This window comes from Nonomuraea sediminis, assembly GCF_018531495.1.
In the GTDB taxonomy this organism is placed as follows: domain Bacteria; phylum Actinomycetota; class Actinomycetes; order Streptosporangiales; family Streptosporangiaceae; genus Nonomuraea; species Nonomuraea sediminis.
This window is the reverse complement of record NZ_JAHDTI010000007.1, coordinates 557,436-571,484: the sequence shown is the minus strand read 5'-3', so window position 1 is coordinate 571,484 and position 14,049 is coordinate 557,436. Positions and strand designations below refer to the sequence as shown.

16 protein-coding genes and 1 pseudogene are annotated in these 14,049 nt (G+C 65.1%); 6 read left to right on the top strand and 11 right to left on the bottom strand.

Features of this window, described 5'->3' with window-relative positions:
• Positions 1 to 37: 37 nt before the first annotated feature.
• Positions 38 to 160: pseudogene (locus KIK09_RS31120) on the bottom strand (IS3-like element ISAar4 family transposase); the annotation flags it as partial.
• The gene (locus tag KIK09_RS31115; RefSeq protein WP_308164382.1) at positions 153 to 977 is read right to left on the bottom strand and encodes a helix-turn-helix transcriptional regulator; all 825 of its coding nucleotides are present in this window, start codon (positions 975 to 977) and stop codon (positions 153 to 155) included. The gene KIK09_RS31115 and the pseudogene KIK09_RS31120, both read right to left, overlap by 8 nt.
• 125 nt (positions 978 to 1,102) lie before the next feature.
• Between KIK09_RS31115 and KIK09_RS31110 the strand changes: the two genes are divergently transcribed.
• Positions 1,103 to 1,408, top strand: a complete 306-nt coding sequence (locus KIK09_RS31110; protein WP_214322949.1) for a putative quinol monooxygenase — start codon at positions 1,103 to 1,105, stop codon at positions 1,406 to 1,408.
• Between the two features lie 12 nt (positions 1,409 to 1,420).
• Positions 1,421 to 1,717 (top strand): putative quinol monooxygenase, encoded by a 297-nt coding sequence (locus tag KIK09_RS31105; protein ID WP_214322948.1) that lies wholly within the window; start codon positions 1,421 to 1,423, stop codon positions 1,715 to 1,717.
• A gap of 242 nt (positions 1,718 to 1,959) precedes the next feature.
• Here KIK09_RS31105 and KIK09_RS31100 read toward each other — a convergent pair whose 3' ends face one another.
• Positions 1,960 to 2,121 carry a hypothetical protein gene (locus KIK09_RS31100; RefSeq protein WP_214322947.1) on the bottom strand — a complete coding sequence of 54 codons (162 nt, stop codon included), beginning with the start codon at positions 2,119 to 2,121 and terminating at the stop codon, positions 1,960 to 1,962.
• Between the two features lie 166 nt (positions 2,122 to 2,287).
• On the opposite strand from KIK09_RS31100, the gene KIK09_RS31095 reads away from it, so the two are divergent.
• Complete coding sequence (locus KIK09_RS31095; protein WP_214322946.1) at positions 2,288 to 2,476, top strand: hypothetical protein; 189 nt, start codon at positions 2,288 to 2,290, stop codon at positions 2,474 to 2,476.
• Here KIK09_RS31095 and KIK09_RS31090 read toward each other — a convergent pair.
• The 3 genes from KIK09_RS31090 to KIK09_RS31080 form a co-directional block, all read right to left on the bottom strand.
• On the bottom strand, positions 2,466 to 4,142 hold the full coding sequence (locus KIK09_RS31090) for a hypothetical protein (protein WP_214322945.1): 1,677 nt from the start codon (positions 4,140 to 4,142) through the stop codon (positions 2,466 to 2,468). The genes KIK09_RS31095 and KIK09_RS31090 overlap by 11 nt on opposite strands.
• A gap of 579 nt (positions 4,143 to 4,721) precedes the next feature.
• Positions 4,722 to 5,648 (bottom strand): toll/interleukin-1 receptor domain-containing protein, encoded by a 927-nt coding sequence (locus KIK09_RS31085; protein WP_214322944.1) that lies wholly within the window; start codon positions 5,646 to 5,648, stop codon positions 4,722 to 4,724.
• A 689-nt stretch (positions 5,649 to 6,337) separates the two neighbouring features.
• Positions 6,338 to 6,607 carry an integrase core domain-containing protein gene (locus KIK09_RS31080; protein WP_214322943.1) on the bottom strand — a complete coding sequence of 90 codons (270 nt, stop codon included), beginning with the start codon at positions 6,605 to 6,607 and terminating at the stop codon, positions 6,338 to 6,340.
• Between KIK09_RS31080 and KIK09_RS31075 the strand changes: the two genes are divergently transcribed.
• Entirely contained in the window at positions 6,594 to 7,241 is a 648-nt protein-coding gene (locus KIK09_RS31075; protein ID WP_214322942.1) for a hypothetical protein, read from the top strand. The two genes, KIK09_RS31080 and KIK09_RS31075, sit on opposite strands and share 14 nt — an antisense overlap.
• Positions 7,242 to 7,469: 228 nt before the next feature.
• On the opposite strand, the gene KIK09_RS31070 is transcribed toward KIK09_RS31075, so the two are convergent.
• Together KIK09_RS31070 and KIK09_RS31065 are read right to left on the bottom strand one after the other, a co-directional pair.
• Positions 7,470 to 8,261 (bottom strand): CPBP family intramembrane glutamic endopeptidase, encoded by a 792-nt coding sequence (locus KIK09_RS31070; protein ID WP_214322941.1) that lies wholly within the window; start codon positions 8,259 to 8,261, stop codon positions 7,470 to 7,472.
• 533 nt (positions 8,262 to 8,794) lie between these two features.
• Complete coding sequence (locus tag KIK09_RS31065; protein ID WP_214322940.1) at positions 8,795 to 9,412, bottom strand: TetR family transcriptional regulator; 618 nt, start codon at positions 9,410 to 9,412, stop codon at positions 8,795 to 8,797.
• A 112-nt stretch (positions 9,413 to 9,524) separates the two neighbouring features.
• On the opposite strand from KIK09_RS31065, the gene KIK09_RS31060 reads away from it, so the two are divergent.
• Entirely contained in the window at positions 9,525 to 10,805 is a 1,281-nt protein-coding gene (locus tag KIK09_RS31060) for an alpha/beta hydrolase (RefSeq protein ID WP_214322939.1), read from the top strand.
• 307 nt (positions 10,806 to 11,112) lie between these two features.
• Here the strand turns inward: KIK09_RS31060 and KIK09_RS31055 are convergent, their stop codons facing one another.
• The 3 genes from KIK09_RS31055 to KIK09_RS31045 all read right to left on the bottom strand — a co-directional run bounded on the left by KIK09_RS31055 (position 11,113) and on the right by KIK09_RS31045 (position 13,094).
• Entirely contained in the window at positions 11,113 to 11,568 is a 456-nt protein-coding gene (locus tag KIK09_RS31055; protein ID WP_214322938.1) for a MarR family winged helix-turn-helix transcriptional regulator, read from the bottom strand.
• Positions 11,569 to 11,585: 17 nt separating this feature from the next.
• Positions 11,586 to 12,464, bottom strand: coding sequence for an N-acyl homoserine lactonase family protein (locus tag KIK09_RS31050; protein ID WP_214322937.1), 879 nt, complete (start codon positions 12,462 to 12,464; stop codon positions 11,586 to 11,588).
• A gap of 324 nt (positions 12,465 to 12,788) precedes the next feature.
• The gene (locus KIK09_RS31045) at positions 12,789 to 13,094 is read right to left on the bottom strand and encodes an integrase core domain-containing protein (protein WP_308164379.1); all 306 of its coding nucleotides are present in this window, start codon (positions 13,092 to 13,094) and stop codon (positions 12,789 to 12,791) included.
• Positions 13,095 to 13,311: 217 nt separating this feature from the next.
• On the opposite strand from KIK09_RS31045, the gene KIK09_RS58100 reads away from it, so the two are divergent.
• Entirely contained in the window at positions 13,312 to 13,794 is a 483-nt protein-coding gene (locus KIK09_RS58100; protein WP_250573985.1) for a hypothetical protein, read from the top strand.
• Positions 13,795 to 14,049: the final 255 nt, after the last annotated feature.

Sequence of the window (14,049 nt, the reverse complement as noted above, 5' to 3'; positions counted from 1 at the left end):
CCACGGTGATTCCGGACAGCCACTTTATGGGCATAGCCTATGCGGCTGTTTGGGATGAAAGGGACTCGTTGAGCACTTCAAGGGGTGGCCGGTAGCCGAGCGCCGAGTGCAGGCGTCGCCGGTTGTAGAACCCTTCGATGTAGCGGATGAGCTCAGGTCGTGGTGTCGACCCGCTTGGCAAGGTCCTCCAGGGCGGTCGCGGACGCCGAGCCGGGTTCCGCGGTGTAGGCGATCAGGCTGATGTCAGGGTCCCCGCTGGCTTGGAAGCTTTCGAAGGACAGGGTGAGCTCTCCGACCGCCGGGTGGCGCATCCGGTACTCGCCGCCGACTCGGTCGGCCACCTCCTGTTCGGCCCAGAGCCGTCGGAAGTCCGCGCTGCCCGCGGACAGCTCCTCGATCAGCGCGGCGAACGCCGCGTCACCCGGGTGTCGTCCGTGGTCCCTGCGCAGGTAGGCGACCACGTTTCTGGCCTTGACCTCCCAGTTCACGTACCGGGCGCGGACCTGTTCGTCGAGGAAGACCAGCCAGGCGGTGTTGCGCCGCACCGCGGTGGCCGATCCGAGCAGCTCGGCGTACAGCGGGTTCCAGGCGAGGATGTCGGTGCGCCGGCCGACGAGGTAGGCGGGTATCTCGGCCATGCCGGCCAGGAGCCGGAGCTGCCCCGGGCTGGGCGTCTGGCGGGCAGGCGGCCTGGCGGAAGGCCGGGCGAGGTTGTACAGGTGCGCCCGCTCCGCCTCGGTCAACTGCAGGGCGGCGGCCACGGCGTCGATGACCGAGTCCGACACGCCGCCGTTGCGGCCCTGCTCGAACCGGGTGTAGTAGTCCACGCTCACGCCCGCGAGCTGGGCGAGCTCCTCGCGGCGTAGCCCGGGTACGCGGCGGCGCTTGCCGTACCCGCTGCCGAGCCTGGCGTCCTCGGGCTTGAGGCGCGCACGCCGCGAGCGGAGAAAGGCGCCAAGTTCAGCTCTGTTGTCCACTCCATCACCGTAAGGGGGGTCTGGCAGACCTAGGTTTGGCGGCCCCCAGGTAAATCTCCGCCCTGGGTAGCCGATGGCGGCCGCAGCAGGATCTACGACGTCAGCACAAACCCAGGAGAGATCCCATGTACCACATCGCCGTCAGCTTCGATGTCCCCGCGGACCGCCGCGCCGAGTTCGTCGCCGCCGCGCTGGAGGACGGCCGCAACTCGGCCACGGACGAGCCGGGCACCCGCCGCTTCGAGCTCATCGCCGACGCCGACAACCCCAACCGGTTCTACCTCAACGAGGCCTACGACGACGAGGCGGCCTTCGACGTGCACGCCAAGGGGCCGCACTTCGCCCGCTTCTTCGAGATCATCCAGGACTTCGCCGAAGGCCCCGTTTGGCTGATCAAGGGCACCCGCATCGAAGACAAGACGACCGCCTGAGGAGATTTCGACATGACACTAACCGTCATCGCCGCATTCGAGGCCAAGCCAGGCCGCGAGGACGACCTGCGCACCGCTCTCGAAGCCATGATCGAACCTTCCGCCGAAGAGGAGGGCTGCCTTGCCTACGAACCGTACGCCGATCCGAACCGCCCGGAACGAATGGTGATCATCGAGGAGTGGACCAGCCGCGAGGCACTGGAGTTCCATTTCACAACACCGCACTTCAAGCACGTCGTTGGCGTGCTGAACGACCTCCTCGCGGCACCGTTCACGATCCGTCACCTGACGACAGCCGAGAGCGCCTGAACCCTCTCCATGGTCGTGACCGGCTCAAGTCGTCGGCCGCCGAAGCCGATCGAGGCCGAACTGCGTGGCCTCACCGACTGAGTGCCCATGAGCGCGGAGGTTCGATCCTTACGGTCAGCGACGATCCGGCCAAGGGGTACGCCACGCTCGGCATCGAAGGCGCGCCGAGCGTGCCGAACCCCTTACTCGACCACCTTTCCAACCTGAGGTCGTGGCCGCTTATCCGTCAGCAGCTCAGGACGTCACGGTGACGGCGTCGAAAAGCTGTTGGGCTCAGGCGGCTCCACCGGCCGAACCCCTACGCGGCCCGACACCTCCCAGCCGTCCAGCGCCTCCAGCCACGCATCCACCGCATCCGCCTGCTCTGCCTTCTTGATCGTCCAAGAGACGATCAATTCGCCCATCACGCAACCCCTTCCTCAACACACTGAATTGCTGCCGGTCGAGTCAGTGACCGGTAAAGCTCGACCCGTGTGAGGCATTCGGTGCGACCGCGCTCCATCTGCGCTACCGCCCTGGGCGGGGTCCTGTCATGCGCGCGAGGCCCGTCGTGCCGCCCGGCGCGACCAGATGCGGATCGGTGGCCTGCTGGTCAGATACGCCGCTGACGGCAAGACCCTTAAGGGCGCTCGCCGCGCCGACGGCGGCCGGGTGCACCTGCTGGGCTTGATATCCATGGAATTGTATTGGGCGGCCTACGTCACCAAAGGAGGTAGCAACACCAAGATCTCCACCTGCCTCGAACGGGTCAATCATTGACCACCGGTTCGAGCTTGCTCCAAGTCTTCCCGCCCGCATCCTGAACCAGCAAAGGCATGTACGGCCGCTTCTCATCCACCTTGTCCCAGCGGACGGCGGCCTTGGCGCCGGTGTTCATCTCCACGTCGTCCGTGGTGAACCGGATCTCGTCCTTCTTGTCCTGATAGATGACCTCGATGCCATAGGCTGCGCTGTCGCCCTTGACCTTGCTGGTGTCCAGGATGAAGCGTCCGAAGCGCTTGCCGTCCAGGGGAAGTTCGGCGCTCATCGTGCTACCGGCGACGTCGGCGGAGTTGGAGACGTTGAAGGTGAGGTACTCGTCGTCGGAGACGCTGGCGCCGAAGTGGACGACGGGAGAGACCGTGTCGCTGGCGGTGTAGCTGAATTTGCTCATGTCGGCACTGACGTCGAAGATGTCCTTGGCTCCCTTGCGGAGCTCGATCTGCTCCGCGGCGACGTCGAAGGCGTCGTAGATGATGCCCACCTGGACGTCCTTCACGTTCTTGGTCAGGTGGCCGCCGTCCACGGTGATGGTGACGTGGTCGTCGCCGGGAATGGTGTACTCGGGTTCGGGGTCGTCGCCGGGTTTGCCGCCCTTGGGCTTGCTGACCGCGGCGCCAGGGATCTCGTTCACCAGTTTGCCGTCGATGTAGCCAGTTCTGTGGCCGGCGTCGTCGGTCAGGAGCAGGTGCGGGTGGTTGGCGGCGTCGCCGTCCAGGTAGACGAGCTTGGTGTCGGCGGCCGGTCCGCCCTTGGCGGAGCCCTTGCCGCTCTGCTCGCCGTCGTCGTTCCTGCCGCAGAAGGAGCACGGCTGGGTCTCGGTGACGGCCTCGGCAGGGGTCAGTTCCAGGGTGCCGGTTTCGGCGTCGCCCTCATAGAGGTCGACGGGTTCGCCGGGTTTGGTGGTGGTCTTGTACTCCCAGGTGTCGCGCGTCAGATCAACCCTGACCTTCTGCGTGACGCCCGGGTAGTTGTTGTCGTACACCAGGATGTTGACCTGCCCGTCGCCGGCCTTCTCGATCGCGTAAGGCGTGATCTCATGGCCGCCGGAGCCGTCGCGTTTGTAGAAGCCGAGCGACATGCCCTCCTTCTCCTCGGCGGACCAGGCTTGGATGAGGCGGTCGACGATCTGGCTCGGCGTGCCCTTGATCATTTGCTGCTTCACGCCGGCGCCGTACTGGGCAGCGAAGTTCTGGGCGATGACGCTCTGGAGGGGCTGGTTGTCCTCTTTCGCCAGCTCCGGGGTGGTGTCGGCGCCGTAGTCCGAGGCGTTGAGCGTCTGTTGCCACATTTGGAGGCTGGTCAGCGACATGCCGTAGCAATGGCCGCCGTCCATGGACTTGTTGGTGTGCTCCATCCACGCCTCGGCCTGCGGGATGAGCTCGCAGGACTCGGTTTCCGCGTCGATGCAGACGGCGTCGCCGAACAGGTTGTGGACCTCCTGGGAGGTCAGGTTGGTCTCGTCCCCGCCGCCGTAGTTCTCGAACCCGAAACCGTCGATCTCAGGTCGGAAGCCGCTGTCGGCGATGAGCTTCCCCGTGGGGGCGTCGTCGATGGCCGTTCCGTGGGTCAGCTTTCCTTTGCCGCCGCTGTCCTCGGTGTCCGAGCACGCGGTCGCTGTGAGCATCACGGCGACCGTCAGGGCCGCCAGGGTTCTCGAGGGCATGAGCTGACGGTGACGGGCTCGCATTGACGATCCATAACCGGTCGGTTGACAGCGGAACTGCTTGAAGGATCACGGCGCCGGTCATTCAGAGACGAACGAGAAGCCTGGAATTTCATGAGGGACGGCGGCTCGAGGAACTCGGCCAGAGGTAACACTGGGCGGCATAGGCCTGGGCGAACACGCATTGCTCGTCACGGCTTGAGCACAATTTGCGGCTTCCCAATGTGCTCATGGTCGCCTCGATTCACGATGTGGCTTCGCGATGCCATCTGTCCACCGGTGGGCATCGCCGCCGTCCACGGAGGGCAGCAGGCCGGATCCGACCGAAGCGGCGCGGCTCCTGCCCAAACTGACTGCCGACACGCACCGACTGCACTCATCCAGCAGCGTCCAGCCGACCTTCTGCGGGGCTTGGCCGCGTTTACGCCGACTTGTCCTACGAGGATGTGCCGCTGCAGGGGGCGTTGTGCTGATATTCCGTGCACCAGCGGCTCAGCATCCCTGATCGCGCAGCGCAGTCCCAGCGACACACAGCAGGAAACGGTACCACTACGCTTCCGGCGGATCCCCTAGCAGCAGCTACCAGATCTGCGTGGTCACTATTCGCTGTGCGGAGTCTCCCTGAATGAAGGCGGGAAGCCAGAGTTTTCGAGCTACCGTCTGCGCCAGAGACTGCGGACCGCGGGCAGCCTCCAAGTAGCCCACCGTGCTAGACAATCCATGGAGTACAGTGTCATCAATCCGAATAGGCAGCACATAGTCGACATATCCCTCGCGGAGGGCGCGTTCATGGGCGCTTCTGAGCTCATGTCGCGGCCAGACCTTCTTCGCGTACTCCTTGGAGACCAATATAAGGCAGTACCGGGACCGCTTGGAATAAATGTCCTGTAGATAGGCCTGAAGATCGCGGCCGAGGAGATAATCCTCGAAGAACTCGTCGTAGAACACGCGGGCACCTGCATCCTTTAGAGCGAGTGCCAATTCACGAGCGAAGTCACGATTTTCGCCCGCATACGAGATACTGACGTCGTAATTCCACTGGTTGAAGTGCGCCATGACGCACTTGGTCAGCACGTCAAATACTGCATCCTGATTGATATCAGCGGATGGATGCTCTCGTATGGCGAAATAGTGTTTGAACCGCTCATTCTCGTCGAACCAGGACGGCAGCCACACATCAGGAATAGGTCCTGAGATCAATGTTAGAACGATCAGGACTCTCGGGAATTCCCGGCGGACTTGGGAGATAAACGCAGCAGCGAATCCATCCCCTACGTGTTCCAACACGAAGGGATCAACGGTCAAAGTGTTGACGCGGCCATCTCGCAGCAGATCTAGAGCCGTATCCGTCTCACGCTCTGAAACGCTGCCGAACGAGCGAACTAGAGGGTAGAGCGGGAGGAACTCCAGCCATTTCTCCGTGGCACCGGCCGGCCCGTGAGCATGGCCCCCTATAACCAGCACGTCGAGCGGGTAGCTGGGCTCCAAGGCAGCGTAAGGTGGCATGGAAGGACCCTCCTTGACGAGGCAGGGGTCGCGCGACCCGCACCACCTGCTTTCAATGGAACGTTCACAGGATCGCGAATCGACCGCCAGCGGTCAAGCTGAATCACTCTAGTTTCGGCGCTGATTCGCAATCGGCGCCTGCCTGCCCGGCACCGGTAGCTTTCTCCCGTCATCTGCTGAATCTTCGCCAATACCTCTGACGACACAGCCCTACCGTCCTGGCCTTCCAGACAACCTCCACCATGGGCAACCCAACCCCTACTATTACTTCTTGCATACCTGATCCATTACACAGGTTGCATGCATAGAGTCTCTGGGTCGTGATGGATAGCGCTCGGTGCGATACGACCGTGGGACGCGGTACGGGCAAAGGGGCGGGTAAACGCCCGCAGGGCAGAACGGCGGGAGCGTGTACGGCCGCAGGCGGCCGAGTGCTTCGAGGCCGGAGACGTGTGCACCGGGTGGGTGAGCTTCGCGACGCAGGCGTTGAAGCTCGTCCCCACGCCCGTGGAGGTGCACCGATCAACCGCGAGTTCAAGGAGATGGAGCCTTGGTCGCAGAATATACGAGTATTGATCTTGGCTATGTTTGCCCAGATCGAGGCTGAAAAACGGATGCCACTGATGCGCAAGGCCGCGGCCACGGGCCTTTCCCAGGTCTGCGCCTGCCGATAATTCCATCCGTGCAGTTCAGGCGGCATGTGAGTACTCGTGGAGGATGCCGCCGAGCGGGCCTCGTCGGCGTACGTTCAGGTCGGTGATTCGTCCGGGATCGGTGATCGGGTCCGGGACGGGACGCAGTGGAGCTGCTTGGTTCAGGGCTTGGTGGGCTCGGTGCTGGTTGTAGAAGTGTTCGTATTCGCGCAGGGCGTGGCGTAGGTGGTGTTCGTTCCATACAAGGCAGCGGTCGAGGAGCTCGTGGTGGCATGACTGCACCCACCGCTCCATGATGGAGTTCATACGCGGCATCCGAATGCCGGTGAGCACCCTCGTTATGCCTGGCCTCGGCGAGGACCTCATCCATGAGGGCCGGGAACTTGCCATCCCGATCTCGGAGCAGAAAGCGCGCCCGGCAGCTCACATCGTCCAGATCCATCACCAGGTTCCTGATCGCTTGGATGACCCAGTTCACGCTCGGGTGCGCGGTGGTGCCGAGCACACGGACGCGTCTGGTGGCGTGCTCAATGACCACCAGGACGTACTGGCGTTGCCCGCTGAGAGTGACGGCCTCGATGAAGTCGCAGGCCAGAATGGCGTCGGCTTGCGAGCGCAGGAAGTCGGCCCACGTGGTGGACGCCCGCTCGGGCGCTGGATCAAGGCCTGCCTGCTTGAGAATCTCCCAGACCGTGGATGGCGCGACCTTGATGCCAAGTGTGGCGAGCTCACCATGCACCCGCCGATAGCCCCAGCCAGGGTTCTCCCGAATCAGGCGCAGGATGAGAGCGCGGATGGAGCGGACCGTGGGCGGTCGCCCTCGCCGCTTCGGTCGGCAGATACGGGCGTGACGACGTCTCATCAGATCACGGTGCCGGCGCAAGACGGTATCCGGCCGGACCAGCAGCCGGACCCTGCGCAGGACTTCACACGGCAATGAGGTCAGCAGCGCAGCCAACAAAGCTCGATCCTCGGGCGCGAACCTCACCCGGGCATCGGCGCCGAGTTGCCGTTCAAGCACGGTGATCTGATGACGCAGGACGAGAATCTCGACGTCCTTGTCCCGATCGCCCATCGGCAGCAACCGAAGCGCGGCGAACGTGTTCGTGACACACGATCGCGCCGCTGAGCACGACGGTGAGGGTGGGCCAGGTGGAGAACGACAGGTCTACGACGTTGACCCGCGCGAGCCTGCCGCCGGCCGCCAGCTCGACATGGCCGGCGGCCGCGGGGAGAAGGCGAACAGCGCTGCCGCAACGAGGACGGTGACCAGTGCGGTGCAGGCGACGAGGAGTTCGCTTTCGACATAGCCGGGCAGCAGGGACGGCATCACGTTGAGCATGGCGTGGAAGATGATCGCCGACAGCACACTGCCGCCGGCAGCGTTGTACAGCCACACGATGACCATCCGCGTGGCCACCGTGCCAACGAACCACCAGGCGATCCACACCGGAGAGCGGCCGGCCTGGACCAACGGCACGATGTGCCAGGCTCCCCACACCGTGCCGAGGATCAGTCCGGCGCCCAGGGCGCCCCACCGTTGCTGCAGCGGGTCGGCGGCGTACCCCATCCAGCCCGTCTCCTCGCCGACAGCCGCCAGGAAGAACACCGCGAACAACAGCGGAGCGGCAAGCAGCGGAGAATGCTGCCCGTCGAGCGGACCTGTCAGCAAAGCCACCCCGTAGGCCAGCAGGTAGATGGCGGGTACCAGCAGGACGGTGACAGCCAGCCAAGGTGCTCGCCGCAAGCCCTTGGCAAGGTAGGCCGAGCGAAGGAGGCGCTTTATCGCGCCGCCCCCGCCGCGCCGCCGCAGCAGGATCGCCGCCGCGATGAGCGGGCATGGGAACATCAGGGCTCCCACCGGCAGATTCATCGGGCTGCCTGGCAGATTTCCCAACAGCGCCCCCGCTCCCCATAACGGGAGGGCGAGCACGAACACCAGGGCGAAGAACCGGATCAACGATGGCCTTCCGAGCGACTCAGGTAGTCCGCACGATCGAACGCCAGTCCACGGAGCATAACTGACCGCCGTCGAGCAGCGTGATCGGCGTCCGTAGGACGGCGGCGGCATTTGCCCATGCTGTGCCCTTCCATCTGTGGGAGCAGGTGTGGTTCGAGGCTGTCTTCGTGGGGCTCACTTGTGGATGCGGAGCCGGTTCCCCAGCCAGCGGGTGACCGGCGGCAGGGTGCTGCGGCGCAGGGGTAGATCTCGTTTCAGCAGATCGAGTCGGCAACCAAGACCTCCCTGGCTCAGCGGCTACGCCAGCATGCCCGCGACCACTGGCCCCAGCTGACCAGCCTGCACGTCCACTACCACGGCCAGTTCGCCTACGTCGAAGGCGAACTGGCCGACGGCGACCGGCTGCCCCTCATCCGGCTGCGCTACGGCGGCTTGGCCTCCACCTGGGGATTCAGGCTCTACCCCGCCAGCAGCGGCAAATACGAGAACCAGATCCTGCCCGCCGACTTCACAGCAGGCAGCCCCCAAGAAGCTCAGGAGCGAGGTGGGAGTACGTCGAGGCTCAGGGCGCCGAAGTAGCCCTGGGTCGCGAAACGGACGACCGCCTCGGCCATCTGGCGCGCGGGCAGAGAGCGGTGGTGCTCCAGCCACCAGGTGATCGCTCCGAGGGTCAGATTGGCGGCGAACACCAGCTCCAGTTCTCCTGGTGGCATCTCCTGCCCGGTGTCGGAAGCGTCATGGTCGCGGACGTTGCGGAGCCGGTCGCGGGCCAGTTCCACACAGCGTTCTCGCAACCGCGCCGTGAACGAGGGGTCTCCACGCCGCCCCAGCAGCGCCGCATACAGCCGGTGATGCCGATCCACATGATCGAACAGCTGCTCCCAGCCGGCGATCCGGTCCGGCACCGATATGCGACCGGTGGGGCCGAGTTCGGCGGGCAACTCGGAGATGACCTCCTGGAAGATCTCCTCGACCAGCGCGTACTTGTCCTGGTAGTAACGGTAGAACGTCGCCCGGTTGATCAGCGCCCGCCTGGCGATGTCGCCTACGGTGACATCGCCGAAGCCCTTTTCCTCCACCAGCTCAATGAGGGCCTGGCGGATGAGTCTGCGGGTGCGCGCCCCCTGCAACCCGCCACCCTGATGCGACATCCACCCTCCCGTGTCGCGTCCCGCGGCACCTGCGCCCACCTGCTGGTGGTGGGCCGGCGACCGGCGGCCCGAAGCTGGGGAACGCCAGCGACCGATCGATCGGAGGGACCCCATGGCCACCGACACCATTATGACGATCAACAGGCTCGGATTCGCCGACAGCGAGATGCAGGACTTCGCCTACCTGCGCACCCTCGCCTACGCCGATCACGGAGCCGCCTCGGCCGGCGAGGTGGTGTATGTCGCGCGGAAGATCGCCCAGGACGGAGGGAAGCGCGAGGCCTTCATCCACGCCTGGAGCGAGCAAGGCCGGCTCGCGGCCCGGATGGCCGACGACGCGCTGGCCGCCGGTCGCCCGCTCACCGCGCGTACGTTCCTGCACCGCGCCTACAACTACCTGCGCACCGCCGAGTTCTACTTCGACCGCCATCAGCAGGAGGAGTTCACCGCCCTCTACGACGAAAGCGTCTCCCACTTCGACCGCGCTCTGCCGCTGCTCGACATGCCCGCGGAACGGATCGCCATCCCTTACCAGGACGGCGTCGACCTGCCTGGCTACTTCTTCGCCGCCGACGACTCGGATGCCCCGCGCCCCACGGTCATCGTCTCCGGTGGCGGCGACGGCCATGGCGAAGAGCTGTACTTCCTGGCCGGTGTCCCGCACGCGCTGGCCCGTGGGCTCAACGTCGTGCTGTTCCACGGTCCAGGCCAGCGTGGCCTGCTGCACCACCATCCCGACCAGGTCTTCCGCGCCGATTCCGAGGTGCCGTTCGCGGCCGTGCTGGACTATGTGACCACCCGCTCTGACGTGCAGGCCGACAGCGTCGCGCTGTACGGGCTGAGCTTCGGGGGCTATCTCGCCCCTCGCGCCGCCGCCCACGACAAGCGTGTCGCGGCCCTCGTGGCCAACGCGCCGATCCTCGACTTCCACTCTCTGATCTTCGACGCCCTGACTTCGACGCTGCCCGCCCCGCCGCCGGCCGACGCCCCCGCCGAGTTCTGGAATGGCCTCTACCAGCAGGTCGGCGGCGCGGACTGGGCCCTGCACGCCACCATGGACAACTACATGCTCTGGACCACCGGTGCGAAAACCTTCGCCGACTTCCACCGGCTCTCCCGATCGTTCACTCTCGACGGGTTGGTGCCACAGATCGGCTGCCCCACGCTGACCCTGTCCTCCGACGGCGAGAACGCCCTCGCCCGACGTCAAGCCCGCGAATTCCACGACCAACTCCTCGTACCGAACAAGGCCTTCCACCGTCTAACCACCGAACACGGCGCCGACAGCCACTGCGGAGTCAGCAACATCGCCCTGACGTCCTCGCTGGTCTATGACTGGCTCACCGACGTGCTGACGGGCACGGGCCAGCCGAGGGCGGCCGAACTGGTGTAAGGGTCACAGCCCGGACCGCGGAATGGCCGGCCCGGTATTAGAACCGACCTCGTGGCGCTCCTTTGGTACCTGCCAGTGGTACACCAGCTGGTCGGCGGGAGGCTGGCACGATATAGACCCACATGCCCAGGCGTGGGCGACGCGCGTCGTACGCATTCACCTCCACAAAGGGCTTAATGACCAGAGCAAACGCGCTCGCGTGTACCTGGTGACAGCTTCGTTGACGACAGGCCGACTGGGACGAGGACGTCCTGAAAGGCCTCTGTCAGAACCGCCGGTTTCCGGTCCTGACAGAGGCTGGGTCCCATTAGGGGGCGGCGCGGCGGGCGAGGGCTTGGCCGGCGGGGAGGTCGGCGACGAAGGCGCGGAGGAAATCGTTGATCTGGGTGAGGTCGGCGCCTGCGGTCGCGGTGTCGATGAATGCGTAGAGGCCCTCTTCGATCTCGGTGATCTGGCGGGCCAGGTCGCTGCCCTGGGGGGTGAGGGTGAGCTCGATGTGGCGGCGGTCGTGCGCGGAGGTTTCGCGGCGGACCAGGCCTGTGGCGACGAGCCGGTCGACGAGGCGGCTGGGGCTGTTGCCGGTCTCGCAGACGAGCAGGTCGCCCAGGCCATTCAGAGCGAGGGGCTGGCGGTCCTGCAGGACCCGGATCACCTCGGCCTGGGACGCGGTGACCCCAAGGGGCTTCAAGGCCTGGCCGAGCAGCCGGTTTCCTTCCCGCTGCGCGGCCAGGACCAGGTATCTGAACTCCTCGACGGGTCGCATGGACGCCATTGTTCCTGTCAGGCCGGGGTGAGGGTACGGCGGGCGGTGGCGAGCGCGGCGGCCGCGCCGGGGTCGTGGGCGGCCAGGATGGTCAGGCCCGGCTGCCGTTCACGTAGCTGGTTGATCATCGAGGTGGTCTCGGTCAGGCGCTTCTTCTCTCCGACTCCGGGGACGTGTCCGGCCTTGAGCAGGCCGGCGTCGTAGGTGACGTCGCCGACCATAAGCAGCGGGATGTCTCCGGCCTGCCGTACGAGCATGGACAGCGAACCCGGGGTGTGGCCCGGGGTGGGGAGCAGCACCATGCTCCCGTCCCCGAACAGGTCGTGCCCGGACGTGAAGGGTGCGATCGTCGGGTCGGCCAGCGGCTCGGGGTCGACGAACCGCCACTGCAGCCCGGGCAACTCGATGTGGGAGCGCAGCAGCCCCTTCATCTCCGGGAGCGGTTCGCGCAGGGTCTCCCACTCCCGCCGGGACACGATGATCTCGGCGCCGGTCAGCTCTCGCAGCCCGCCGATGTGGTCCTGGTGCAGGTGTGAGATCACTGCGGTCCGCACATCACGGATGTCATAGCCGATCGCGGCGAGCTGTGCGGTCAGCGTCTGCTCCGGTGCGATCTCGAACCGAGCCAGCCGGTCGTACATCACCCCGGTGATCCCACCGGGGAAGTAGCCGGGATCGGTGATGGACGCCCGGTCCTGACCGGTGTCGAACAGCACCAGCCCGTCCTTGTGCTCGATCACGTACACGTTGATCGGCAGGGGCTCGGTCCATCGCCGCGAGGTGAACAGCCACCAGTACAGCGGCTTGCCGCTCGCGAATACGTGCTCGGGGTGGATCGACACTGACCCGGTGCTTACCACGGACGCCTTCTTGACCTGCATCGTTTCGTTCCTCATGAGGATTACATTACACGACATCTATGTCGTGTCAACTATTCAGGAAGGGAGTCCATCGCGGCCGATCGATGTCGACACTCCCTCGGCCTAGCGTGTTGGGTTACGAAAATTCGATCGTCGTAGTGGTTGACCTGTGGCTACGCGGCTCGAGCACGGCGCGCTCTTAGACATCCTGCTGGTGGTGTGGTGGTCTTCGCTCTATGTAATCCTCGGACGCGTCTTGCAACTACTGGACCTGCTCGGCCGTGACGACTGCAGCAAGGACGTTGAGATCATGGTGCTGCGCCATCAGGTCTGCGGGTGCCGATTAATCATCCGGCCAGGTCAAGCCACGTGTCGGTATTCCTTCATGACACCTCCGAGCCGATCACGTCGGCGGATGTCCAACGAGGTGATCGAGGCCGGGTTGATGTCGGGATCAACGAGTGGTCGAAGCGGGGCAGTCTGCCGGAGAGCCCGGTGGGGCCGGTGTTCGTTATAGAAGGTCTCGAACTCGCGCGGCGCATGCAGAAGGTGACGCTGGTTCCAGATCAAGGTTCGATCCAGCAGCTCGCGCCGGCAGGTCTGGATCCATCGCTCCATGATGGCGTTCATCCGCGGCATACGGACGCCGCTTTTGATGATGCGCACTCCCGCACCGGCCAGCACTGCACCTGCGGAAAACCCCGTCCACGCAGTTCAAGCGGCCTCCGCCGAGCCGGTCTCGTCGGCGTACGTTCAGGTCGACGAGTCTGGCTGGATCGGTGATCGGATCTGGGACGGCGCGTAGTGGAGCCGCCTGGTCCAGGGCTTGATGGGCTCGGTGCTGGTTGGAGAACTCCTCATACTCGCGCAGGGCATGCCGTAGATGGCGTTCGTTCCAGAGCAGGCATCGATCCAGGAGCTCTCGGCGGCACGACTGCACCCACCTGTCCATGACCGCGTTCATCCGCGGCATTCGGATACCGGTGAGCACAATCTGGATGCCGGCGTCGACGAGGACCTCCTCCACGAGGGCTGGGAACTTCCCGTCCTGGTCTCGGATCAGGAAGCGCGCCCGGCAGCCCGCGTCTCCCAGATCCATCACGACATTCTTGATCACCTGGATGACCCAGGCAGCGGTCGGGTGCGCGGTGGTGCCCAGCACGCGAATGCGCCTGGTGGCATGCTCGATGACGGCGAGAATGTACTGACGCTGGCCGTTCAAGGTGATGGGTTCGATGACATCGCAAGCCAGCAGCGCGTCGGCTTGCGAGCGCAGGAAGGCCGCCCACGTGACCGATGCTCGCTCAGGGGACGGATCTATTCTTCCTGCTTGAGGATTTCCGGCACGGCGGAGGCGCGATCTTGATGCCGTGCATGGCGAGTTCGCCGTGCACTCGCCGGTATCCCCACGAGGGGTTCTCCCGGACCAGCCGCAGAATGAGCACACGGATGGACCGCACGGTACGAGACGACCAGGCCGTTTCCTCTGACAGGTGCGAGCGTGAGGCTGCTTCAACAGATCGCGGTGCCAGCGCAGGATGGTGTCCGGGCGGACAAGGAGCCGCAGCCGACGTGGGACCTCAGGGGGCAGCGATGCCATGAGCGCAGCGAGGAAGTCCTC